Below are 24,339 nucleotides of genomic sequence, written 5' to 3'. Positions count from 1 at the left end.
TTGATTAATGGTTAAAAAGTTACGTCAAGACCAAATGTCCAAGTCGCATTAATCGGGTATCTTGCACCACTGTTTCCAATTTCCGGATCCCACATCTTAATATGATCCCATACGGCAAGATTGCTTCCCTGTACATATATGCGAAGATTCTGCATTTTCCATTTTTGTACCAGTTTCTTGTCAAACTGATATCCTAATTCAACATTCTTCAGACGAAGGAAGCTGGCATCACGATACCACCATGTACTATTCAAAGTATTGTTGCTATAATTATTGGTATGCAAACGGGGATACAACACGTCCGTGTTGTTGGGGTTGCTTGCACTCCAATGGTCGGTAGCTTGTATACGTGCGGAAGATTGGTCTTTTCCTTTGGCAAATGGGACAAAGTAATCCGTATTGGCTTTCAGGTTGGTAGACGCTCTACCTACTCCCTGGAAGAAGGCTCCGGCATAGATACCTTTATATTGTACATTCACCCCAAAGCCGTAAACGATCTGCGGGTTATTCGGATAAATACCGCTATAATAAGTCTGATCGTCGTCAGTGATACGCCCATCATTATTCAAATCTTTGTATCTGATATCACCCGGTTTTACGTCAGCAGAATAAGATGCGATTCCATCTTTCAATTTATAATTGTAACTTCCGTCATTTCTTTGGGTGATAATAAAATCCTGATTGGTAAACAGACCATCCGCAACATATATCTTATTGGTTCCGATAGATGTGCCGGTTTGAGCAAGCCACGGATACGCTTGAGGAATTTCATCTTTTTCAACAATCTTATTGACTGCGTAGGTTATGTTACCTCTGGCCGAAAGGGTCCAGTCTTTGCCAATATTGTGTTTGATGGTAACACTTGCATCAAAACCTTTATTCGTTGTAATACCGAAGTTCTGCCAAGGATTTACACGGAAACCGGTAGCAGTAGGAATAGTGACTCTCGAAATCAGGATATTTTCACGGCGATTACTGAAATAATCGGCTGTAATATCCACACGTCCTCGGAATAAACCTAAATCGATACCGAAATTGGTTTTCTTTTCCTTCTCCCAGCTAAGATACGGAGCAGCAAAAGTGTTTTCATAAATACGTCCTATACCATTCACGGCCTTTCCACCTGTACCGGCGCTTAAACCCAAGTTTTGTGTTCCACTATTTGTCAATAATTCCCTATATACAAAGCGGGAAGATCCCGTATTATCGTTACCCGTAAGACCATAAGAAGCTCTTAAACGCAACTTACTCAGAATATTCATGATATTCTCCTTTTGCATAAATTTCTCGGCATGTACATTCCAAGCAGCACCTACTGCCGGGAAAATACCCCAGCGGTTACCGGGAGCAAAGTTCTCACTACCGGTCGCACCAAAACTGGCTTCCAGTACATATCGATTGTCATAAGCGTAAGTTCCACGCAGCACAATATTCTGCTTGCGGTAAGGCAATAGCTGCAAGCCTCCCACATCTTGTGTTCCATTAGAGTTTCTAGATCCTTGGTATTGAGTTTCCTTCTGATTATATACAAAAGTTCCCGTAACCGCATGTTTCTTATTGAAAGTGCGCTCATAGTTCAATTGTGCTTCAATGTATATCTTTTTCGTTCCGCGGCTTTGGCTGGCGGTAGCTTCTCCGAGCGGGCTTCCCTCTGTTTTTAACTTTTTAATAAGTGCTCCATTCTCATCCCGACCTGTAACCGTATATTTATCCGGTTCCATCGAACGTTTTAAGGTAGAACTGAAATCGGCATCAAAACTGATACTACCTTGAACAGACAATCCTTTGGTAATGAAATCAAGTTTTTGCTTCAAGGTTGCCTTGGTTTGCATAGCTACAGACCACTTCTTGGAATAACCGGAGTAGTTCAGTAGGTTGTATGGATTATAACGTCCGTCTGCATCCGTATCACAAATAGATGCGGTGCCATCTGACCAGACAAAAGGAACCAGATGAGTTGGGAAAAGTATGATATGCTTGAATATCTGATCAGAAGTGTTTCCTGGATTATTCTGAGTTCTATATTGCCCACTCATATCCACGGAAAGTTTGGTTGTCGGAGTGATATCCATATCTACATTGGAACGTAAATTATAACGTTGCAGACCGATATTGGCATTGTAATCGTCCAAGGGGTTCGATTTGAACATACCGTTTTCCTTGTAGTAAGCTCCTGATACAAAGAATTTTGTTTTCTCCGAACCTCCTCGCAGATTAATCGTATAGCGCTGATTCTGTGTATTGTTGGATAACAGATCTGTCCAGATAGAATTCGGGTATAAATCCGGATCAACACCGTCCCGATACATAGCCAACGCTTCTGCACTGTATGGGGCATTGTTTTGCAAATAGGTGTCCCAATCAGGATTGCCCGCATCATTCCAAGATGCTTCATTCCACATTGACAGGTAATCCCAAGAGTTCATCAACTCCGGCATACGGGTAGGAGTAGCAATACTGTATTGTGCATTGAAACTGATAATCGTTTTTTGCGCGCGACCACGTTTGGTAGTTATCAAAACTACACCGTTGGCTCCTTCCGAACCGTATACAGCAGTGGCGGCAGCATCTTTCAAAACAGTGAACGTCTCTATTTCGTCCGTATCAAGATCGTTCATACTACGGGGAACACCGTCCACCAGCACCAAAGGACTTGTACCACCGGCGTATGAGCTTTGACCGCGAATCCAGAAATCAGCATCATCATTTCCCGGTTCTCCGGAACGCTGGATAGCAATCACACCTGCCACCTGACCGGCAATCGTATTTGACAAGCTGCGTGTCGGGATGGCAATCTCCGCAGGCTTCATCGTGTTGACAGAAGATACGACACTTTCCTTCTTCTGTGAACCATAACCGATAACGACCACATCGTCCAAGTTTACATTTGATTCTGCCATGGCTATGTTGATAACGCTTTTATCCTTCACTTTCTGCTCAACACTGTTATAGCCAATATAGCGGAATTCCAACACTTCACCTTCTCTTGCCTTAATGGTATATTTACCATCCATATCGGTCAATACACCGTTGACAGTGCCTTTCACTATTACTGTGGCTCCGATAACAGGTTCTCCGGTTGCATCGGAAACAACACCGGTAACGGTTTTGAGCGCTCCTTTCTTAGATGTTGAAACTTCGTTAGAAGAAAGCGACAACACAATTTTACGGTTCTGAAATTTGAATGTGATAGCAGTCGGTCCGAACATTTTACGAAGTGCCAGACGTATTTCTTCGTTCTTACAGTTCAAACTGACCGGTTGCTCTGTGTTTATTTCAGTCGCATCGTAAGAGAATAAATATCCCGAAGCCTTTTCTACTTTTGTCATGGCCTCTTTTAAAGGTATTTTACTGAACGATATGCTAATCTTTTCCGTACCGCTTTGAGCGAATAGCCCAATAGAAAAGAGGCATACAGCAATTAAAAAAAATAATTTTTTGTGTTCCATAAACTAATTAGATGTTTTTATATTCTATAACATTTTAAATTCTGATTCTAAGTGTTTTTCGAATGGATGTAAGATCACTGTTTCACATAGGCTTTTAATATTTTATGGTTTAACATTTTGTTTTATTTCTATAGATCATAAAGCAGGCAATTACCATCCTGCATGTTCATTCTTGTTTTCACGCGAATCTGCACTTCGTCTCTTTTCACCGGTATAGTTCCATTTAATTTCATCGGTATATTCTTTTCCGTTGTGTGTTGTGACGGCTTTGATGATGTTTTCTCCTTGTCGCAATGTGACGTTGTCAAAAATGTAATGCACGTTGGTATATCCATTGCGGACGTTGGTTAGTTTCTCTCCATTCAGATATACTGTCGGAGTGCCGATATTGGAATAGACTGTCACAGAAGTTTGCTTCCGTTCACGGTCTGTATTTCGGCGTTGAGTCAGGTATAATACAGGCTCTTCGCTCCAGTTGGCTTTATACCAGTAATAAGAGTCCTTCTTGATTTTCCGGTCAAAAGTTATCAGTCCCTTCAAATTACGGGCAGGTACGCCACCCCGGCTCCACATCGGTACGCCAAAGTCAAACATATTCCAGAGATAAGAAGCAATGATATAAGGATGTTTCGAGATTACACTCCACTGATATTCATGAGTTTTGGTTTGAAATGTCTCCGGATAGAAAGGTTTCCCCCAGTTCAATGCATCACCCAGATATTCAGTCTGATGTTCCAGATTGGCATCCGCACCATATTCTGTCAACATCAATTTCTGCCACGGATATTTCTCTTCCAACCCTTTCACCCATGGTTCAATGTCTTGTAGTTTCCTCTCATACCATCCGAAATACCGGTTCATTCCCTGAATGTCCGTATTTTGGTTCACTGCGTGCTCGGCATGTCCGAACCCATTGACAGCTACCGTATAACGATCCGGATCCTCCGTCTTGGCAAGATTATGAAGTGCCTGTGTCAGTCCGGCCGTATATTCATGAGGTTGATATACCTCATTATGCAATCCCCATACATAAATAGAGGGGTGATTGAAACTCTGACGAATCAACTCACGGAGCTGAGACTGTGCATTTTCCGCTTCATATCCTGTCACACGATTTACAAAAGGTATTTCTGCCCAAATTACCAGTCCCAATGAATCACAACGGGAGTATAAGTAATCCGATTGTTGATAATGGGCAAAACGGACAGTTGTTGCTCCCACATCCATGATCTGAGCTAGATCAAAGTCGTGCTCCTGATTCGTAAGGGCACTTCCCAATACCCACCAATCCTGATGACGGGTTACACCATACATCGGATATTTCTCACCGTTCAGATAAAATCCCTTGCCGGCTACAATCTCGTATTTACGGACACCCAATGGTTGGATTACCTCATCGATAACTTCCCCATCTGATATCAGACGTGAAACGACCTTATATAAATAAGGATCTTTACGCCCTTGCCAAAGGTGAGGTTTACTCAATTTAAAAGTGGAAGCATAAGTCTGTATCCCTTGAGGAGTTAATTTCAAAGGAAGACGGTGCGAAAGAACTTTCTTCCCTTCTTGTGTATAAAGAGAATTTTCAAGCACCAAATCAGCCGGTGTAAGACCGCCATTATCCAATTTTACTTTAACAGTAATATCAGCAGACCGTTTCGATACATTCTTCTGAGTAATATAAACTCCCGGAGAAGCACAATCGGTAACTGTAATGTTACTCTGTTCAGTGACGATAAGCCATACCGGACGATAAATACCTCCATACACACCGAAAAGATTGTGATTCACCGGAATAACATCCGGCCGTGAGGTATTGTCGGCCTTTACCATAATTTCGTTCTCAGTTCCCAGTTTCAAAGCTGTTCCGATTTCAAAGGCAAAAGCGCTGTACCCTCCTTTATGGGTTCCGACAAGCTTCCCGTTTACATACACCTCGGTGTTTGCGCCCACACCTTCAAACCGGAGAAATACACGCTTCCTTTTCAGTTCCTCTCCAAAAAACTGTTTTTTCTTATAATATCCTACCCCTTCATAAAAAGAAGCTGCTTTGACCTGCATGTCCTTCGCATTCCAGGTATGAGGCAGGTTTACGGCATCCCATTTCCCATTCCATTGAGCGGATGCTTTCACCGGATCTTTTGAAAAAGGACCCCGCTTGAACAACCATCCTTCATTGAAAGAGGTCACTTCACGGGCAGTAAGAGAGAAAAACTGCCCGATCAGTACGAACAAAATGAATGTAAATTTGAACTTCATAATATAATCTAATTCTCTTTTGATTTATGTCAGAGCATCCCGGTAAATACCTTTTGTTCCCTTAGCTGCACGAACTTTAAGTAGAATAACATAGGGCTCACCCGGATTTTTCTCAGGTACAGATACATTATACTCGTTACGGGTTGTCTCGACAACTTGAATCTCTTCGCCGGTGCCTAATAAAGAAGCCTTTTCAACCGAGATGCCTTTCGGAGTCTTCACTGTCAGACGACCGCTATATGGCTGATTAAATACGATCATATACACTTCGCCATTTTTGCCGCGTGTGTAATATCCCCAGCCTTGCTTGTCAAATCCTGCATAGTCACAGGCATAGACAGCTTTACCATAACGACTCATCCACTTACCGATAGCCTCAGCCAACTCTTTTTCTTCCGGACGGAAGTCCCCATCTGCCTGCGGACCAAAATTCACAACCATATTTCCGCCCATGGAAACAGCATGTACTATACGCTCAATCACCTCTATCGGAGTCTTTACATAACTCAATGACCAATCTTTGTGGTATCCCCATTGATTTTCAGGAACCGTCATACAAGCCTCCCAGTCCCATTGAGTGACTTTCAAATCCTTCACCGGATCAGGCAACCGGCGTTCATAACCGGACTCATAGTCTCCCATCAGGCGACCGTTGCTGTCGAAATGGCGCTTCCCTTTATCATCGGCACGCAAACGGCTATTGATAGTAACGCCCGGAAGCATTTCTTTCAACATCTGTTCTGCATGAGCTGTCCACCAACCATTCTTCTTGATACTGGTATCCCATGTACCGTCAAACCAGAAATCTTTCACCGTCGGATAGCGTGTAGCCAATTCTTTCAACTGATTATCCGTAAACTCCAGAAAGCGGCTGAATGCAATACTATCTTCCGCTGATTTGATGCTATAACGATAATCCGGATGACTCCAGTCCATGACCGAGAAATAGAAGTGTACATCAATGCCTTCATCATTGTAGGCCTTCACCATTTCACCCAGCACATCTTTTTTATAAGGAGTGTTTGCTACCGTATATTTAGAGTATTTGCTCGGCCACAAACAGAATCCTTCGTGGTGTTTGGTTGTTATCTTTACATATTTGACTCCCATTTTCTTGGCCATCTTCGCCCATTTCTTTGCGTCAAACTTGGTCGGGTTCCATTGATCCATCAATTTCATCCACTCGTCAGAAGGTACTTTTGCCCAACTTTTCAACCATTCGGCTGCCCCTCCATATACTTTCCCGTTCCATTCGCCACCTGGAATAGCATACAATCCCCAATGAATGAAAGCTCCCAAACGGTTATCACGGAATTTTTGCATGGCCGGATCTTGTCGTTTACCTTCATTGGTAGCTCCATATTTTAAAGGTATCTCTTTTTTTATTTCCTGAGCGGAAGATAAAAAGGAGATGGCAGTAATTAGTGCGAATAATGTAATAATTCTTTTTGTGCCTTTCATTCTTTTCTGTTTTAATTAATAGTTGATATAATGAAGTGGCACAAACTTATGACTAATCCATTAATGAGAGGTGACTTCTGTGTCATATAAGGTGGAGTTTGAGTTTTTGTGGAAAATAAATGCATCATCTTTGGACGATATATGTATATATATTGCTGCTTCTTACTCCGTTTGTGCGAATATATACTTCGTGATGGACCAATATATCCGTCAGGATATTTGTTGGGGAGTTCCTGGAGGGTGAGATATCTCTTTGGTGTTGATGGTGTGCGCAATTTGTCCATAATATATGCCTGTATTTTCCACAGAATCGTAGATACCTCTTTAAAGGGAGATTTGGTTTCACTCCGTATAGAAATACTCCCTATTTTTACCTGAAATTTTTAATATCCGATTTTAATGTAATTTATAAACCGGAAGAAAGCAAGTACGGGTTCGGTCATTGAGTGAGTGAATAGAGCTGTTCAGAAAGCTGCTTTTTCTTTCTTTGATGGAAGATAAGAGCAGCTTAAACGGAAAATATAACTCTACTTAATCTATTCAGGCTTGTTATCTTTGGATTGAACAAAATTATAGTATTATGAAGAATTTTCTTTTAACCCTTGCCCTATGCATGGGCTATTTGTGTACTACAGTTGCGCAGACATTTACTAAAACAGAAGTGAAGCAGTCGATGAGGCGGGTGGCCGACTGGCAGATTGCTCATTACAACAAGGCTATTTACGGTGACCTCAACTGGGTAAATGCCACTTTCTATCTGGGACTTGTCCACTGGGCTGAGATAGCCGAACGGATGGACAAAGACGATTCGTATTATAAATGGCTGTTGCGGCTGGGAAACCGCAACCACTGGCAGGTGGACCAACGAATGTATCATGCGGATGATATCTGTGTCTCGCAGATGTATCTGTATATGTACGAAAAGTACAGGAAAGAGAGGATGCTCATCCCGACACAGGCACGTGCCGAATGGGTGATTGCCCATCCCTCTTCCGGCTCGTTCGAATTGAATTACGGTGATGCCAGCACATTGGAACATTGGACTTGGTGTGACGCTCTGTTCATGGCTCCCCCTGTTTACATGAAACTCTACAGTATCACGGGCGACAAAAAGTTCATCCGTTTCATGGACAAAGAATATAAGGCTACCTATCATTATCTGTTCGATAAAGAAGATAACCTTTTCTTTCGCGACCACCGCTATTTTACGATGAAGGAAGCCAATGGCGCGAAAGTATTCTGGGGACGTGGCAATGGTTGGGTGCTCGGAGGGCTGGTAGAGCTTTTGCGTGAACTCCCTGCCAAGAGTAAATACCGTCCGTTCTATCTGGACTTGTTCCAGAAGTTATGTCGTCGGATTGCTCCTCTACAGAATAAAGACGGTTTCTGGCATGCGAGTCTGCTCGACCCTGCTTCTTATCCGTCGCCCGAGACGAGTTGCAGTGGTTTCTTTGTGTACGCGCTGGCGTATGGTGTGAACGAAGGACTTCTACCGAAAGAAGAATTTCTGCCTGTAGTGGAGAAAGGCTGGAGAGCCTTGGTGTCGGCTGTGGGAGAGAGACGGAAAACTGGGATATGTGCAGCCTATCGGTGCCGATCCCAAAAAGGTGACTCCCGATATGACCGAAGTATATGGTCCGGGAGCTTTCCTACTGGCAGGTACGGAAGTTTACCGTATGGCACAGGATACTCCGAAACAGAATGCGAATATTTCTCAAGACCGTATTCGTGAAATTGCTGCTATGCTGCCCGATAAACCGGAAGGAATGGGTATTACCTATAAAGACCGTACTTTCTGGGATAAAGTAAAAGAGAGCGGTCAAGCAAAAAAACTGCTGACAGAAGAGGCGCCCGCGTTACTGAAAAAGGGAATGCCTCCTTTCGTTGACTCCTTGTATCTGCATTTGAACAAAACCAATGTGCGCCTGCCGGGAGAGAACATGATGAATGCCCGTTACCATTATTTGTTTCGGCTGACATTGGCAGAATGTCTGGAAAACAAAAAACGTTATATCCCTGCTATTGAAAAGGCGTTGGTTGCTCTCTGCAACCAGAATGCATGGTCGATTCCGGCTCATGACCGCAATCTGAATAATTATCATGGGACAGATTATTATGTCGATCTGGTCGTTGCCACAGCCGGAAACGGAATTGCGCAGTGTGTCGCTATGCTCGGCGACCGTCTGTCTCCCGAAGTAAAGGCTCGTGTGCAGTGTGCCTTCCGCGAGAAGGTCTTTCGTCCGGTGTACCGTTGCCTGGAAGAGACAAAACCTTTCTGGTGGTTCACGATTACCAATAACTGGAACTCGGTTTGTCTGGCCGGTGTCACGGGTGCCGCTCTTACTTTGTTGGCGGATAAGGAAGAACGTGCCTATTTTGTGGCCGCAGCCGAAAAATATAATGTGTATGGTATGAAAGGATATGCCGACGACGGCTATTGCAGTGAAGGTGTCGGTTATTATAATTATGGTTTCCGTGCTTACATCTTGTTGCGTGAGGAAGTATGCCGTGCCACACAAGGTAAGATAGACTTCTTCCGCGAACCTAAATTTGTGCGTATTGCCCAATATGGTAGGAAAATACAGATGAACGAGGGCGTATGTCCGGCTTATTCCGATTGCCGTATCGGTCTGTCTCCTGATAAGTTCATCCTTGATTATTGCGACCGTGCGCTTGGCATTGCTTCGCCGGAAGAGAAATACATTCTTCCCGCAGGGAATAACTTCTCTCTTTACCTTATTGGACTATTCCCCCATCAGGTGTGGAAGATGGATATGACGGACGACATCCGTCAGGCGTTGCAGGAAGGTTCCGATTCTTTGCGTGCTTATTACGAGAAGGCGGGAATTTTGGTGGCGCGTCCTGCCGAGGGTAGTTCATGCCGTATGGCTGTCTCGGTCAAGGGTGGCAATAATGCTGAAAATCACAATCATAATGATGTCGGTTCTTACGCCGTTGCTTTGGGAAAGAGTACGATGGTTGGCGATCAGGGCGGTCCTTTCTCTTATCCCGGTGATTATTTTAGTGCGGAAGCTCCTGCGAAATATAAAATCAAAGGGTCTTTCGGCCATCCTGTTCCGGTGGTAGATGGAAAAATGCAATCTACCGGTGCCAAAGCGAAAGCCATGGTACTCAAAAAAGAATTTACAGCCGAAAAAGATTTGTTCAGTATTGACTATACATCAGCTTATTCTACCCCCAATTTGGATAAGTTGACCCGTACTTTCGTCTATGACCGCCAGGGTGAAGGCTGCTTTACCGTCAGTGACGAATTTACAGCCGATACGCCCATCCGGTTCGAAACAGCCGTAACAACACAAGCCGACTGGAAAGTTTTGGACGATACACGTCTTTTGCTCACTAGCGGCACAGAACAGATGATTGTCAATATCGAAGCATCCGGCAAGGTTGCCTTTACTTCTGAAACCATCGAAGTGAATGCTCCGGCTTATACCCGCATCGGGATTGCGCTGAAGGAGCAGTCGGAGAAAGGATATATCCGGTTGAAGATGCAGGCAAAACATTTGTAATAATGAAGATACTGTGAAAAACACTATTTATATTTTATAATTTGGCAAGGAGGAGGCGTATGGATACAAATTCTGTTTGTGGCTTGACAGCCGTTTGCTTGGATGATGAAACATTCTCCGGGTATCAGAAATATATTGATATATTGATGCGTACGATTTTGTCTCCTGTCACTCTTTGCCACCTACATAAACTAGCTACTTTGGTAATATAGATCAATACGGAAACGGGAAATATGATCATACGGTCAACGTAGAGGCAAGCGGTGATTGGTCGGTTTTCGATAGGAGACTGAATATATATGGGCGCATAGGTTATGTTTTTTGTGAGAATGCGACAGAAGATTACTCTCATTCTTTGAACAGCTGGTATTATAATGTAGGAATAAACTGGACTTACCGGAATCTTACAGTGCTTAGATAATTGCTTGTCAGATACAAAGTTTCTCAGGCCGAGAGGAAGATGTTGGAAGTATCAGAGAATATTTTGTGCAAAACCGTACGGAAAGGAGCCAAATACTATTTTTATTTCTTTTTTTGCCTGATCAGATTAACTCCGTTAGTTATTCTTTTTTCGTATGACTATAGTCTTCCGCAAGGATAACTATAGTCTCCCTTGCGTATGACTATAGTTATACGCAAAGTATACTATAGTCATACGAAATAAAAGTAGCGAATGAAATAAGTTTGAATGGGGAACCGGCTATAAAAGAATGGCTATAGAGATCAATCAGAATCAGAGGCTATCCTTGTTTAATTCAAAACCGTGCGGAAAAGAACAGGTTTTAGCTTAGAACTGCGTGGGATATGAATAAAATTTGGCGTTGTCCATCAAAATTTTATTTTCTCTTTGTAAGCCTCTGTGTATTAGTATTATAAAATTTGAAAATGTCCATCGCCATTTTTGGATATTGTTTTTTGATTCGTTATCTTTACAAACAGAAAGCACGAACTTTTAATCATTAAATCATAAGTAGTATGTTTATACGAAAAGTAACAGAGAGTTATGAAAAAGAAAAAGAGAAAAATCCTTACGGAAATTCCTCTTTAGTCTATTCGTGCGGCTGATAGGACTCGAACCTACACGTCTCACGACACCAGATCCTAAGTCTGGCGCGGCTACCAATTACGCCACAGCCGCATGTGTAGCATTTTGTTTAGCGGTGCAAAGATAGGAAGATTTTCTGATTTGGCAAATAAATCGGCGATAAAGTTATTTACTTAGGAATTTAAATGCTTCTTCAATCAGAGTGTCTTTGCCTTCAAGTTGGTCGGATTCAGATATATTAATTTTAATGTCTGGCTCTATACCTTCTTCCAGCGGTTGTTTGTTTCTGTCGAAATGCGGGCTGGCAGAAAAACGGAGGCTCCATCCATTGGGTAGTTCCGAGGAGAAAGGAAGTCCCGAACCGCCTCCGGTCCGGTCGCCTATTTGAACTATTTTCTTGTCTTCGATGTTGTCGTTTTCCTTGTTTATACTGCGCATGGCATTGACAAAATCGTTGGTAGCACTATAACATCGGCGATTGGTTAATATGACTACTTTTTTCTGCCATCTGATACTGTTTGATGGCTCCAAATAGATCGGCTTCATCTTGGAAAAATCATTATGTCCCGGTCCGGTTTTATGCTGTATATATCCGGTAAGTATTTTTTCGTTGGTGAACCGAGCGGCAATGCGGGTAGAATTGGTCAGATTCCCGCCTCCATTGTCACGTACGTCGATGATAAGTCCATTGCAGGTGGCCAGATAGAGCAGAACTTCATCCAGATTGCCATCACCCACTCCGGAGCTGAAACTTTCGTAACGGATATATCCTATGTTATTATCAAATATCTTATATTTCAGGCCGGCGGATGTGTAATAGCCTTTACTGGCGCTACCTAAGTAAGTCTGGTAGAGAATGTCCTCCCGGTAATTCCAGTCGTACCCCTGATACCATTCATCGTAGAAAGAAGTACGCTTAGCGGATGAAAGATTGACATGCCCGTCTTTCAGGACATATAGCATATTGCTTAGGATGTCGAACAGGTCATCGTTGGATATTGTCGGATTTATCAGTTTGCTATATTGGTCATGAACGGCATCCCAGTCAATTCCTTTTGTATCCAGAAAGCAATACTGCTCGTCGATGATCTTCCATAGTTGCTCGAAGTTACCTTGAGGATCATTGGCGTATGTGTCTTCTTTGATGCAACCGGCCAGTATCGGAAGGCAGCAGCACAACCAGAGTATTTGTCTAATCTTATTTCTCATTTCTTATTTCGGATGCGGTATAGGTTTCTCACAAATCCCACCATAAATACGTGTGAGTAGGTATGTGTCTTGATATTGTTAACGTTGGATTGTTGCAAATCAGCCAGGTAGCTGAAGCGCATTTTAGCATATCCTATCGGCAGGTCGACAGAGAGCATCTGTCGCAGCGAAGGTTGATTGTGCAGGGAAGTGAATTTTACCACTCCACTCGAATTCCCCAAAGAGAATATCTCGTAATAAGATTGTCCGTAGTGCGGAGAGAACATCACTCCCATAACCGGTAGATTGACCTGATAGCGTAACATTATCGGATACCGTTTGATTTTCAGGTGCCAGATAGCCATTCCAGAGGCATCCAGATTGACATAGGCCCGTGCGGATGCCGGATTGTTGGTGTTCCGGAGATTGTAGACAAAGCCACCGTTGGCGTCAATCAAGCCTCCTGCCAATAACTTGAATTTCTCTGTCAGGCGGAATTGGTAGTGTAATCCGAAATTCCAGTTCACCAATCCGGAGAAAGTGTTGTTATTGTCTGCTCGGTTGTGTGTATAACCTATATCTGCCTGACAGAAATTTTGCATAGATACATTCCCATCGAACAGTTTGGTCATCCGAATCAACTCGCGGGAAACACGGAAATCGATTCCTTTATATTCCTGCGGTGAAAGATAGGTGTCGAATACGTTGGTAAATCCAACACCATACATGGTGGCACGTGTTACATAACGATGAGTTTGCAGACTGTCGATTTGTGCATGTAATCTTGTGCAAAGGGCGAACAGAATGCAACCTGCCAGCCCCAGGTATATTCGTTTTTTTTTCATCAGAATAATTTCATCTGTCCGGTGATCTCATCAATAATATCACCTTCACTCTTGTCGCAGTCCGGGTCGAGGTTTTCCGGTTCCTCTTCGGGAACTTCCTGCTGCTTTTGTGGAGGTTCGGGGAAGCGGGTCGGTTCAAGCTCGTTGATTGTATTCACTGCATAGGTGGTGATACGTTTTCCTTTGGCTTTGAAACCTTTGACGGCAATGAACTCATCCGCATCAATATTCAACGGATCGCGGAAACTGTCATGTCCACCGAATATTACTTCCAGACGCGGATAGTATTCATCGGTCAGCAAAATAAGACGGTTATCCTTATTCTCTCCCAGATAGTTCTGCTTGCGGTTGGAAGCTTCGAAACAGAAACGTTTCAGGTACGGATAATTCTGTTGGTCGGCATCATAAAGTGCGGCAGTCCATATCTTGTTGGAGTCGAACTTCTCGACAATACTTACGTTGTCTTCATAGTGGTTGCTCAAGTCGAAATTAGTGGTGTAGAAATCACCGTTGTTCAGGACAACCAATATGCTGTCATCGCTTTGGAATTCACCTAGATATTCACCTCGTCCGTCATAGTTGAGGCGGAGAATGTCGCGGTCGAACCATACTTTGCGTCCTCCGAGCGTAGAACCTCCTTTTTGTTTCAGGGATATTTTATGCACCGATAAGCGGGTGAGAATCACACCTCGTGCCTGACGTCCCTTGATGCTGACTTCGCTGAAATCATGTTCGAAGATGATACGACGTACACGTGGATTCGGCTTCAATGTCACCTTGATGATTTCGGCCTCCCCATTCGGGTTGGCACTGAAATAGGTAATCCGTGAATCAGGAGTTCCCTGTGTTACATCATATTCGCGATCGCGGACCACAGAGGTTACGGCGAAACGTTTTATGTATGTTGTTCCTTCTTTTCCATCGCGGTAGGCTACGTTGTAGATTGTACGTTTATCGTTCTTTTTGAATACATTGGCATAAAGAACGTTCTTGCCTACAAATTTCTTGTCGGCAACGGGGGTGACAATATATTTGCCATCGCGGAAAAAGATAATGATGTCATCAATATCCGAACAACATGCCACGAACTCATCTTTCTTTAAAGCTGTACCGATAAATCCTTCTTCGCGGTTGATGTAAAGTTTCTCGTTTGCCTCTACTACTTTGGTAGCTTCGATGGTGTCGAAGTTGCGCAGTTCCGTGCGGCGTGGAAATTTCTTGCCGTATTTGGTTTTCAACGTCTGATACCAGTTGACGGTATAATCGACGATGTGAGCCAGATGGTTATCAATCTCGTCAACTTCTTCTTTCATCTTGGCGATCTGTTCGTCCGCTTTGTCCGAGTTGAATTTCAGGATGCGTCCCATCTTGATTTCCATCAGCTTGAGAATATCCTCCTTGGTTACTTCGCGAACAAATTGCGGGTAATAAGGGGTTAAACGTTCATCGATATGTTCACAGGCAGCATCCATATCTTTGGACTGCTCGAATTCTTTATCTTTATAGATACGTTCTTCGATAAATATCTTCTCAAGAGAGGCAAAGTGTAATGCTTCCAGTATCTCTCCCTTTTTGATTTCCAGTTCTTGTTTCAGCAAATCCTTCGTGTTGTCTGTCGACTTTTTTAAAATTTTGCTGACAGTGAGGAAATGAGGTTTGCTGTCGTCAATCACACAACAGTTGGGCGAGATGCTTACTTCGCAGTCGGTGAAGGCGTATAATGCGTCGATTGTTTTGTCTGATGAGGTTCCGGGTGCGAGATGTACCAGTATTTCTACATTGGCGGCTGTGTTATCGTCTACCTTGCGGATTTTGATCTTTCCTTTGTCGACAGCTTTCAGGATAGAGTCAATCACTGTTGAAGTTGTCTTTCCATACGGAATTTCTGTGATAGCAAGTGTTTTGTTATCAATCTTGTTGATCTTGGCGCGTACTTTCACTGTTCCGCCACGTTCTCCGTCGTTGTATTTGGCTACATCGATAGAACCGCCCGTCTGGAAATCGGGGTATAGTTGGAACTCTTCCCCACGCAGGTAACTAATGGATGCGTCGCAAAGCTCGTTGAAATTATGGGGTAATATTTTGGAAGAAAGCCCAACGGCGATTCCTTCTACTCCCTGTACCAGCAATAAAGGGAATTTCACAGGAAGAGTGACAGGTTCTTTGTTCCGTCCGTCATAAGAAAGTTTCCATTCGGTAGTTTTGGGATTAAAGACAACATCCAGTGCAAACTTGGACAAGCGTGCTTCGATATAACGGGGAGCAGCGGCACCGTCTCCCGTGAGGATATTACCCCAGTTACCCTGACAGTCGATCAGCAGGTCTTTCTGTCCCAACTGTACCAAGGCATCTCCGATAGAAGCATCTCCGTGCGGGTGGAACTGCATGGTGTGTCCCACAATGTTGGCAACTTTGTTATATCGTCCGTCGTCCAGACGTTTCATGGAATGCAGGATACGGCGTTGTACAGGCTTCAAACCGTCATTGATGTGAGGTACGGCACGTTCGAGAATTACATACGAAGCATAGTCCAGAAACCAATTCTGATACATGCCTGTCAGTTGATGTTTTACGCTTTCATCCCGTGCGTCCGCCGGTTTGTAGTCTGAATGTCCTTCCGTTATCTCGTTGATTTCGTCACTCATAAATTTGTATATATACTATGATTTTATGCATACGCAGGCAAAAATACAAAAATAAACGAGATTTAGGAAGAGAAAGAGTGAGATTCCGTGTGTTAAAAGGGGATAAATCTGCTTTACGGAAAGGAAAACATAAGAAGGTATTTTCGATAAAAGAGGAGTTTTTCAGTGTTCATGTATTCGATCAAGCGGCCAAAACTGAGCAGGATAAAAATGAGACACTCTCCTGATGGAGCGAGGATTCATTTGAATTAAATATGTTAATAATGTTTAACGGGGGGGGGGCGATAAACACTTATTGTATTTCCAGTGTTTTTTCTTCGAAATCTTTTTAAATTTTTTATATGCAAAAATTACTAATCGCATTGATCTCTCTTGTGACATTATCTCTAAATGCCCAAGAGGTGAAGAAGGAGGTGCATGGAAAGGCGGTGTCTGCCTGTCCGCATACTCCGAAGTACAAGCCCAATTATTGGTACGTGGGTGGAGAATTCTTTTCGCCGATGTTCTTCGACGATCTGTATTCATGGAACAGCCAGACTTTCCATTTCGGAAAAGGCGGTACTTTGAAAGTGGGTTATCAATTCTCTCCTTTGTTCGGACTGGAGCTTTCGGGCGCCATCGGTACCAACAAGGTCTCTCCTAACCGATATCAGTATGACTATGTATTGGGTACACAGGATGCTTATACCTATTATCCGTACACCGAAATAGACGGTACTGTCTATTCTTATCCGGTCACCGATTTGTTTGGTGAACAGGGCAAGCACAATCAGAAAGATGTGACGCTCGAGGGAGTGGGCTTCGACAAGATTGTGAGTAAAGTGAGTTTTAAGCGTCTGGCTGTGAATGCCTCGTTCAACCTCACTCGCCTTTTCACGGCCAAAGCACTGTATAGCGAACGTCCCGTGGAACTCATCGTGCGCCCCGGTGTTTACCTCACCCGCTTCGATTCCAAGGTCGAACTCGCCAAGGATGCACAGAACCTGCGAACCAAAGAAACGGTGAAGGAAGGCACACGTGTAGCTCCTAAGGTAAACCGTAAAGCTACACTCGGATTGGGAAGTGATGTATCGGTGCGCTTCAACTTGAGTCCCCGTTGGTCGTTGGATCTCACCAACCGCTTGGTATGGCAGCGCGACCACGCCATGGACGGTATTCTTTCTGCCAAGCGTGCTTACGACAGTTTTGTATGGGCACCGGCCGTAGGCATTACCTATAAGTTCCGTAAAAAAGCACCCGCTTGTCCCGTTCAGCCGCAGCCTGACCCACTGCCTGTACCCGCACTTGCTGTGTTCCCCGAACTTTTCTTTACCTTGCCCGAGGCACCTCAGACGCTCAAACCCAAGGTACGTGAGCACACAGCCATGGTCTATCTCACTTATCCGTTGAACAAAACCTATATTGTGCGCGAGCTTCACAACAACCCCAAAGAGTTGGCTAAGCTGGATAACGAGATAGATTCGTTCCTCACCAACAAGGATTTTACCGTGAAGAGTATCCGCATTGAAGGATTCGCTTCGCCCGAAGGTCCCTACGCCAACAACCTGCGTCTGGCTCAAGGACGTGCCGCATCGCTTATAGACTATGTGGTACAACGCACAACGCTCACTCACGATCGCTTTGCATTGGGACGCACCACCGAAAACTGGGACGGTCTGAAGCACGAACTCGAGAACAACGGCGCCATTGCACATCGTCAGCAACTACTCGATGTGTTTAACACCAACCCCGATACTGAAATACGTAAAGAGGCGCTGAAACGTACGGTGGGCTATCCGGCACTGCTGGCGGAAATCTATCCGAAACTCCGTCTGAGTAGCTATACCGTAAACTATGAAGTACGCTCTTATAACCCTGAAGAGGCGAAGGAGGTGATCAAGAAAGACCCCACCAAACTCAGCGCAGAAGAGATCTACTCCGTAGCATTGAACTATGGTTTGGATACACCCGATGGTGTACGCACCATGGAAATCTTGAATGCTACTTATCCGAACGAAGACGTGACCATCGCCGCCAACGGCGGGCGACTGATGCAGCAGGCAGATTATGAACAAGCCATCACGATACTTGAACGTGTACAGGCCAAGAGTGCAACCGTTCAAAACATGCTCGGTGTGGCGTATGCCAAGACAGGTGAAGGTGAAAAGGCATGCAACTTGTTCCGTCAGGCATCCGTGTCCAACTCCGACGCACGGCGAAACCTCGAACTGCTGACCAAATACTTGGAAAGCAATAAGTAGTAATTAATCAATAACTTAACCAACAGACAATGAAGATAAAATCAATTTTATGCTGTCTTGTAGTGGCTGTGTCTACCCTGTACTCTTGTTATAAGGAAGATACCAATGTGCTCTACAGTCGGCAATATGTTTTGGCAGGCAGCCTCAAAGACCTGAATGAGCAGATACAGAAAATAAATGGGGACATCAACAATCTGCAAAATATCATCAATATATTGCAAAACCCCAAACCTATTTCCAATATTATATATAAGGTGGTGGAAAAGGCTGGAGTGAAAGATACACTCGGTGCGAGTTTCACCTTCGGCGAGCAAACCATCTATATTCCTTTCGGACATAACGGTAAGAACGGTTCGACAGTCATGATTGGCGATAACGGCAACTGGTTCATTGACGGTCAAGACACAGGGGTACCTGCCAAGGGCAAGGATGCCGAAGCTACGGTTGTAACCATTGGCGATAACGGTAACTGGTATATCAATGGCAAAGATTCCGGTAAACCCTCGAAAGGTGCGGATGGAAAAACACCCAATGTGACCATCGGTGCCGATGGCAACTGGTATGTCGATGGAGAGAATACCGGTGTGCCCGCCCGCGGGAAAGATGGTAAGGACGGAAAAGACGGCTCTTTGGTCACCATCGGTGATAACGGTAATTGGTATATCGATGGTAAAAATACCGGCATCCAAGCCAGAGGAAAAGACGGTAAAGATGGAAAAGATGGTAAGGATGGAAAAGACGGTAAAGACGCACCGGTATGGGTAGTTGGTGAAAACGGTAACTGGTACGTTGATTGCGTAGATACCGGCATACCTGCACGTGGCAAGGACGGTAAGGACGGGCATACACCTTCAGTCATCATCGGTGATAACGGCAATTGGTTTGTCGATGGTAAAGATACGGGCATATCCGCTCGCGGTAAAGACGGCAAAGATGGCAAGGACGGTAAAAATGCAGATCCTGTATTCGTGACCATCGGTAATAATGGTAACTGGCACATCAACGGTAAAGATACCGGTAAACCTTCGAGAGGGGAAAACGGTACAAATGGTGAAACGCCTACCGTGGAAGCCAAAGACGATGGCTTTTGGTATATCAACGGTGTGAACACCGGAAAAACCTGGAGAGGAAAAGATGGTAAGGACGGTAAGGATGGGCATACACCCGTGATCACTATCGGTAACAACGGTAATTGGTTCATCGATGGCAAGGATACGGGCAAACCTTCCAAGGGAGCCGATGGCGTGACTCCGGTAGTAGGTGCTCAGAAAGACCCCAAGAACCCCAATGATGAAAATTTCTACTGGACCATCAAGTTTGGAAACGACCCCGAAGAGTTCATTACCGATAGTCAAGGAAACAAAATACCTGCTACAGGAACCAAAGGCAAAGATGGTAAAGATGGCAAAGATGGTGCCAACAGCCCTATTGTGAATATCGAGAAGAGCAAGGACGGAAAGAACCTCGTCATCACCACCACGATACAGGGACTGGAGAAGGTGGAGATTCCTTTGGCGGAAGAACTGGAATTCATAGTGAAGCCCGGAGAACCCGCAGCCAATGCCGACAAGTACACCGCCGATAGCAACCTATTGCAGTTCAGCGATGCCGAGGAGGAAATAGAAATACCTTACGACCACTCTGTGGAACTGAGCAATCTCATCGTAAACGCGCCCGAAGGATGGACTTACCGCATAGACAAGGATAACAAGAAGGTGTATGTAAAAGCTCCCTCATTGAGCAAGCTGCCCAATGTGGAGCATCACAACCTCCAAGTGGTGTTCCATGCAACAACTACTACAGGTAAGTCGTGGACACGCGATGTGAATATCGATATGAAGGAGAAGTACATCATCAACTACTTCTATAATGAATTCGACGGCACACCGTTTGGCGTGGGAAGTGATCCCCGAAACGAATTTACGTTGGCAAGCGATGGTAATATCTACTTGGTGACCAAGTTCGGATTCAAAGGCTATTCTGATGATAAATATACCACATTGGTACAAAAGGGGGTGGTGAAGAAAGGACAGAAAGCAATCACGGAGACCGTGAAATCCTATCCGGCAGTGGTAATGGACAAACCTGTTGCAAAGAAGAATGAATACATGCAATACACATCTGTGGTGTTCAATTCCGCTTGTTTCTCCGAATTGAGACCGGACCAGTTGATGAAAGACCCCGATCCGAACGACCCCACACAGTTCAGCTTGTACATCCCTAAGAGCATGGTTGTCCAAGAAACCGGATTGAAGAAGGATGATGTGCTCTTTGTGAAACCCGTCGACAGGGATACTTACCTCTCCGTAGCCGTGTTGGACGGAGCCGAATTGGATAGAAGCCGGGTGGTGAACAACCGTCTGAAACGATTGACTCAAGACATCATAATAGACGCTTACAATCCGAGGAAACTCTTGGGGATACCCGATAGCATCAAGTTCGACATCAGTAAAATAAAGGTGTTCTTCCCCTCGCACAGAGGCATTGTGATGAATGCAAGTGAGCAGAGAGTGCTATACACCAGCGATAGCAAACGTGTCTATACCCGCGCCATGCAAGGAGATCCGTTCACGGAATTTGAGTACAAAGCCGATAATGACTTCATGCACATTCAGTTCGCGGCGTTCCCCAACACTTACGACTATCTTTCCAAGGTGATTGTAAGTTATACGCAGGAAGACGGTAAGGTCATTAATAAGGTGTTGCGCGTGAATTATGAAGCCAAAGGTGGTCCGTTCCTTACCTTGCGCGTGATCGGTGATGGACTGCTACGCATCAATTATGGCAAACCTACCACGGAGGCCGATGGGCATGCGTCCAAGGTGCTGAATTATATCTTCCAGCCCAATACCGTAACCGTAGGTAACCGTAGGACGAAGGATTTTTCCACCGGTGGACTGGAGCTGAACACAGATGGCTCTGCACGTAAGGCATATTATGGCCCGTGGGAGATCTGCCAGTTTGAAGATCCTTGGTACTTCTGATGTAATGACTTGCCGTGAGGCATGTAAGAAAGAGAGGCTGTCTAACAAGTCTTATTTTAACGATTTCACCCCTGCCAGAATATGCTTTGGCAGGGGTGACTTCTAATTACTGAGACCTGTTAGACAGCCTCTTTTTGAAGAAATGATTTAAACCCGTATTTCCCAACCTTTTTCATACTCTATTCCCCAAAGTTTATTGGCTTCCAAATCATTAAGAATACGACCGCTTCCCGGATCGATTTGTAATGAATGACCGACGCACTGAGCGATATTGCCTAATTGTACTAACTGGGCACTGATACAGGCATCTACAATTCCTGAATTTAGGGATGACACGGCTTTTTCATTTAAGATAAAAATATAGCCATACTGCCCCTTATCTGGTCCAATGCGAGCCGGGTAATTGGTTGATGTTTGTCTGTCAGTCAATTATCTTTTTCGGATGCGGGACGTATTACCGCTTTTACCGTAAAGAGAGATATTTGTCGCTTGAACAACAGGAATATATTCGTAGGATTTCTCGTCAGAAAGGAATACCGGAGGAACCTGCATTCGATTCCTACACAGAAGAATATATGTGGTAATTATCTGCCATCTGCAACAATTTTGTTGTATCTAATTGAAATATAATGGCTTATGGCGTTGCAGATGCCTGTTGCAGATATGTTGCAGGTCAAGTATCTGCAACACATCTGTTTTAGCTCATGATGGTCTGACAACATGATAAACTACTCTTTCAATCTCACAAGTAAACTCGTATGCTTTGTTATTTTGTATTTGTTACTTCAGCGAACCACTTTGTTTCAATATGGTGAACACTTTGTTTCAATATGGTGGAACACTTTGTTTCAACACGTTGAACACTTTGTTTCAATACGGTGGAACACTTTGTTTCAAGGCGCAAAACACTTTGTTCCAAGGCGCGAAACACTTTGTGTAGATATTTTGTTACAGCCAACACTTGTAGATGAAACGTACTTGTATACCTTATTAATATTATATGCCCGAAAGTCCGCTGACGGAAAATAGAAAGAAGACAGACCGGGAATAAGATAAATTAATACCCTACCTGTCTTATTTATAAGATAAATCCCTATCTTTGTGGCACTTTTTACGAAGAAAGCATAATCAAATTAATAGATATAGAAGAAATGGCACAAGAAGACGTTTTTAAGAAGCTTGTATCGCATTGCAAAGAGTACGGTTTTGTATTCCCCTCAAGCGATATCTACGATGGGCTAGGCGCTGTGTATGACTACGGTCAGATGGGCGTTGAATTGAAAAACAACATTAAGAAATATTGGTGGGACAGCATGGTGCTGTTGCACGAAAACATTGTCGGAATCGACTCTGCCATCTTTATGCACCCTACTATTTGGAAGGCTTCCGGACACGTTGACGCATTCAATGACCCTTTGATTGACAATAAAGATTCTAAAAAGCGTTATCGTGCCGATGTGCTGATTGAAGACCAATTGGCTAAGTATGACGATAAAATCAATAAAGAGGTGGCAAAAGCTGCCAAGAGATTCGGCGATAGTTTTGATGAGGCTCAATTCCGCTCTACCAACGGTCGTGTGTTGGAACATCAGGCAAAGCGCGATGCGCTTCATACTCGTTTCTCAAAGGCTTTGAACGATAATAATCTGGAGGAACTACGCCAAATTATCATTGATGAAGAAATCGTATGCCCGATCTCAGGCACTAAGAACTGGACGGAAGTTCGTCAGTTCAACCTGATGTTCTCTACAGAAATGGGCTCTACTGCCGACGGCTCTATGAAGGTTTATCTTCGTCCGGAAACGGCACAAGGTATTTTCGTAAACTATCTGAATGTGCAGAAAACAGGTCGTATGAAAGTTCCTTTCGGTATTGCACAGATTGGTAAGGCTTTCCGTAATGAGATTGTTGCTCGCCAGTTCATCTTCCGTATGCGTGAGTTCGAACAGATGGAAATGCAGTTCTTCGTAAAACCGGGAACTGAACTCGACTGGTTTAAAAAATGGAAGGAAATCCGGCTGAAATGGCATAAGGCGCTCGGCTTCGGTGATGCAAGTTATCGTTATCACGATCACGATAAACTGGCTCATTATGCCAATGCCGCTACTGACATCGAATTCCTGATGCCGTTCGGATTTAAAGAGGTGGAAGGTATCCACTCCCGTACTAACTTCGACTTGTCACAGCATGAGAAGTTCTCCGGAAAGAGTATTAAATACTTCGATCCTGAACTGAATGAATCATATACTCCGTATGTAATTGAGACTTCTATTGGCGTTGACCGTATGTTCCTCAGCATCATGAGCGCAGCTTATTGCGAAGAGCAACTGGAAAATGGTGAAAGCCGCGTAGTATTGAAATTACCTGCTGCATTGGCTCCGGTGAAACTGGCTGTCATGCCGTTGGTGAAGAAAGACGGTCTGCCTGAAAAGGCTCGTGAGATTATCGATGACTTGAAGTTCCACTTCCATTGCCAATATGATGAGAAAGATAGTATCGGTAAGCGTTATCGCCGTCAGGATGCTATTGGTACTCCGTACTGTGTAACAGTCGACCATCAGACATTAGAAGACAACTGCGTGACATTGCGTAACCGTGATACCATGCAGCAGGAACGTGTCGCTATCTCTGAACTGAATAATATCATCGCAGACAGAGTAAGTATCACTTCTCTATTGAAAACTTTACAATAA

The 24,339-nt window shown here is 44.1% G+C and carries 10 protein-coding genes, 1 tRNA gene and 3 pseudogenes; 6 read left to right on the top strand and 8 right to left on the bottom strand.

The window, feature by feature from the left end; genetic code table 11:
• Positions 1-11: 11 nt before the first annotated feature.
• The 3 genes from AB9N12_RS05385 to AB9N12_RS05375 form a co-directional block, all read right to left on the bottom strand.
• Positions 12-3,329 (bottom strand): TonB-dependent receptor, encoded by a 3,318-nt coding sequence (locus AB9N12_RS05385; RefSeq protein ID WP_369890339.1) that lies wholly within the window; start codon positions 3,327-3,329, stop codon positions 12-14.
• Between the two features lie 270 nt (positions 3,330-3,599).
• The gene (locus tag AB9N12_RS05380; RefSeq protein WP_369890337.1) at positions 3,600-5,708 is read right to left on the bottom strand and encodes a glycoside hydrolase family 2 protein; all 2,109 of its coding nucleotides are present in this window, start codon (positions 5,706-5,708) and stop codon (positions 3,600-3,602) included.
• Positions 5,709-5,732: 24 nt separating this feature from the next.
• The gene (locus AB9N12_RS05375) at positions 5,733-7,169 is read right to left on the bottom strand and encodes an alpha-L-fucosidase (protein ID WP_369890335.1); all 1,437 of its coding nucleotides are present in this window, start codon (positions 7,167-7,169) and stop codon (positions 5,733-5,735) included.
• Positions 7,170-7,746: 577 nt separating this feature from the next.
• Between AB9N12_RS05375 and AB9N12_RS05370 the strand changes: the two are divergent.
• Positions 7,747-8,854, top strand: a pseudogene (locus AB9N12_RS05370) (glycoside hydrolase family 88 protein); the annotation flags it as partial.
• Positions 8,855-10,758: 1,904 nt separating this feature from the next.
• Complete coding sequence (locus AB9N12_RS05365) at positions 10,759-10,911, top strand: hypothetical protein (RefSeq protein WP_369890334.1); 153 nt, start codon at positions 10,759-10,761, stop codon at positions 10,909-10,911.
• An 844-nt stretch (positions 10,912-11,755) separates the two neighbouring features.
• Here AB9N12_RS05365 and AB9N12_RS05360 read toward each other — a convergent pair.
• From AB9N12_RS05360 to AB9N12_RS05345, 4 genes are all read right to left on the bottom strand, one after another.
• Positions 11,756-11,837, bottom strand: a tRNA-Leu gene (locus AB9N12_RS05360).
• 72 nt (positions 11,838-11,909) lie between these two features.
• Positions 11,910-12,953, bottom strand: a complete 1,044-nt coding sequence (locus AB9N12_RS05355; protein WP_369890332.1) for a S41 family peptidase — start codon at positions 12,951-12,953, stop codon at positions 11,910-11,912.
• Positions 12,950-13,777 carry a DUF3316 domain-containing protein gene (locus tag AB9N12_RS05350; RefSeq protein WP_369890330.1) on the bottom strand — a complete coding sequence of 276 codons (828 nt, stop codon included), beginning with the start codon at positions 13,775-13,777 and terminating at the stop codon, positions 12,950-12,952. The genes AB9N12_RS05355 and AB9N12_RS05350 overlap by 4 nt, the downstream gene beginning before the upstream one ends.
• Positions 13,777-16,422, bottom strand: coding sequence for a DNA gyrase/topoisomerase IV subunit A (locus tag AB9N12_RS05345; protein ID WP_369890328.1), 2,646 nt, complete (start codon positions 16,420-16,422; stop codon positions 13,777-13,779). The genes AB9N12_RS05350 and AB9N12_RS05345 overlap by 1 nt, the downstream gene beginning before the upstream one ends.
• Positions 16,423-16,763: 341 nt before the next feature.
• Here AB9N12_RS05345 and AB9N12_RS05340 point away from each other — a divergent pair, with 341 nt between their 5' ends.
• Together AB9N12_RS05340 and AB9N12_RS05335 are read left to right on the top strand one after the other, a co-directional pair.
• Positions 16,764-18,662 carry a hypothetical protein gene (locus tag AB9N12_RS05340; RefSeq protein WP_369890326.1) on the top strand — a complete coding sequence of 633 codons (1,899 nt, stop codon included), beginning with the start codon at positions 16,764-16,766 and terminating at the stop codon, positions 18,660-18,662.
• 29 nt (positions 18,663-18,691) lie between these two features.
• Entirely contained in the window at positions 18,692-21,646 is a 2,955-nt protein-coding gene (locus AB9N12_RS05335; protein WP_369890324.1) for a hypothetical protein, read from the top strand.
• Positions 21,647-21,793: 147 nt separating this feature from the next.
• Here the strand turns inward: AB9N12_RS05335 and AB9N12_RS05330 are convergent.
• A pseudogene (locus AB9N12_RS05330) lies at positions 21,794-21,979 on the bottom strand (gfo/Idh/MocA family oxidoreductase); the annotation flags it as partial.
• 89 nt (positions 21,980-22,068) lie between these two features.
• Here AB9N12_RS05330 and AB9N12_RS05325 point away from each other — a divergent pair.
• Both AB9N12_RS05325 and AB9N12_RS05320 read left to right on the top strand, forming a co-directional pair.
• Positions 22,069-22,230 (top strand): annotated as a pseudogene (locus AB9N12_RS05325) (DUF6078 family protein); the annotation flags it as partial.
• A 567-nt stretch (positions 22,231-22,797) separates the two neighbouring features.
• Positions 22,798-24,339 (top strand): glycine--tRNA ligase, encoded by a 1,542-nt coding sequence (locus AB9N12_RS05320; RefSeq protein WP_369890323.1) that lies wholly within the window; start codon positions 22,798-22,800, stop codon positions 24,337-24,339.

Origin of the sequence: Bacteroides sp. AN502(2024) (genome assembly GCF_041227145.1) — a bacterium.
Taxonomy (GTDB): domain Bacteria; phylum Bacteroidota; class Bacteroidia; order Bacteroidales; family Bacteroidaceae; genus Bacteroides.
This window is presented reverse-complemented; position numbering and strand designations above follow the sequence as displayed.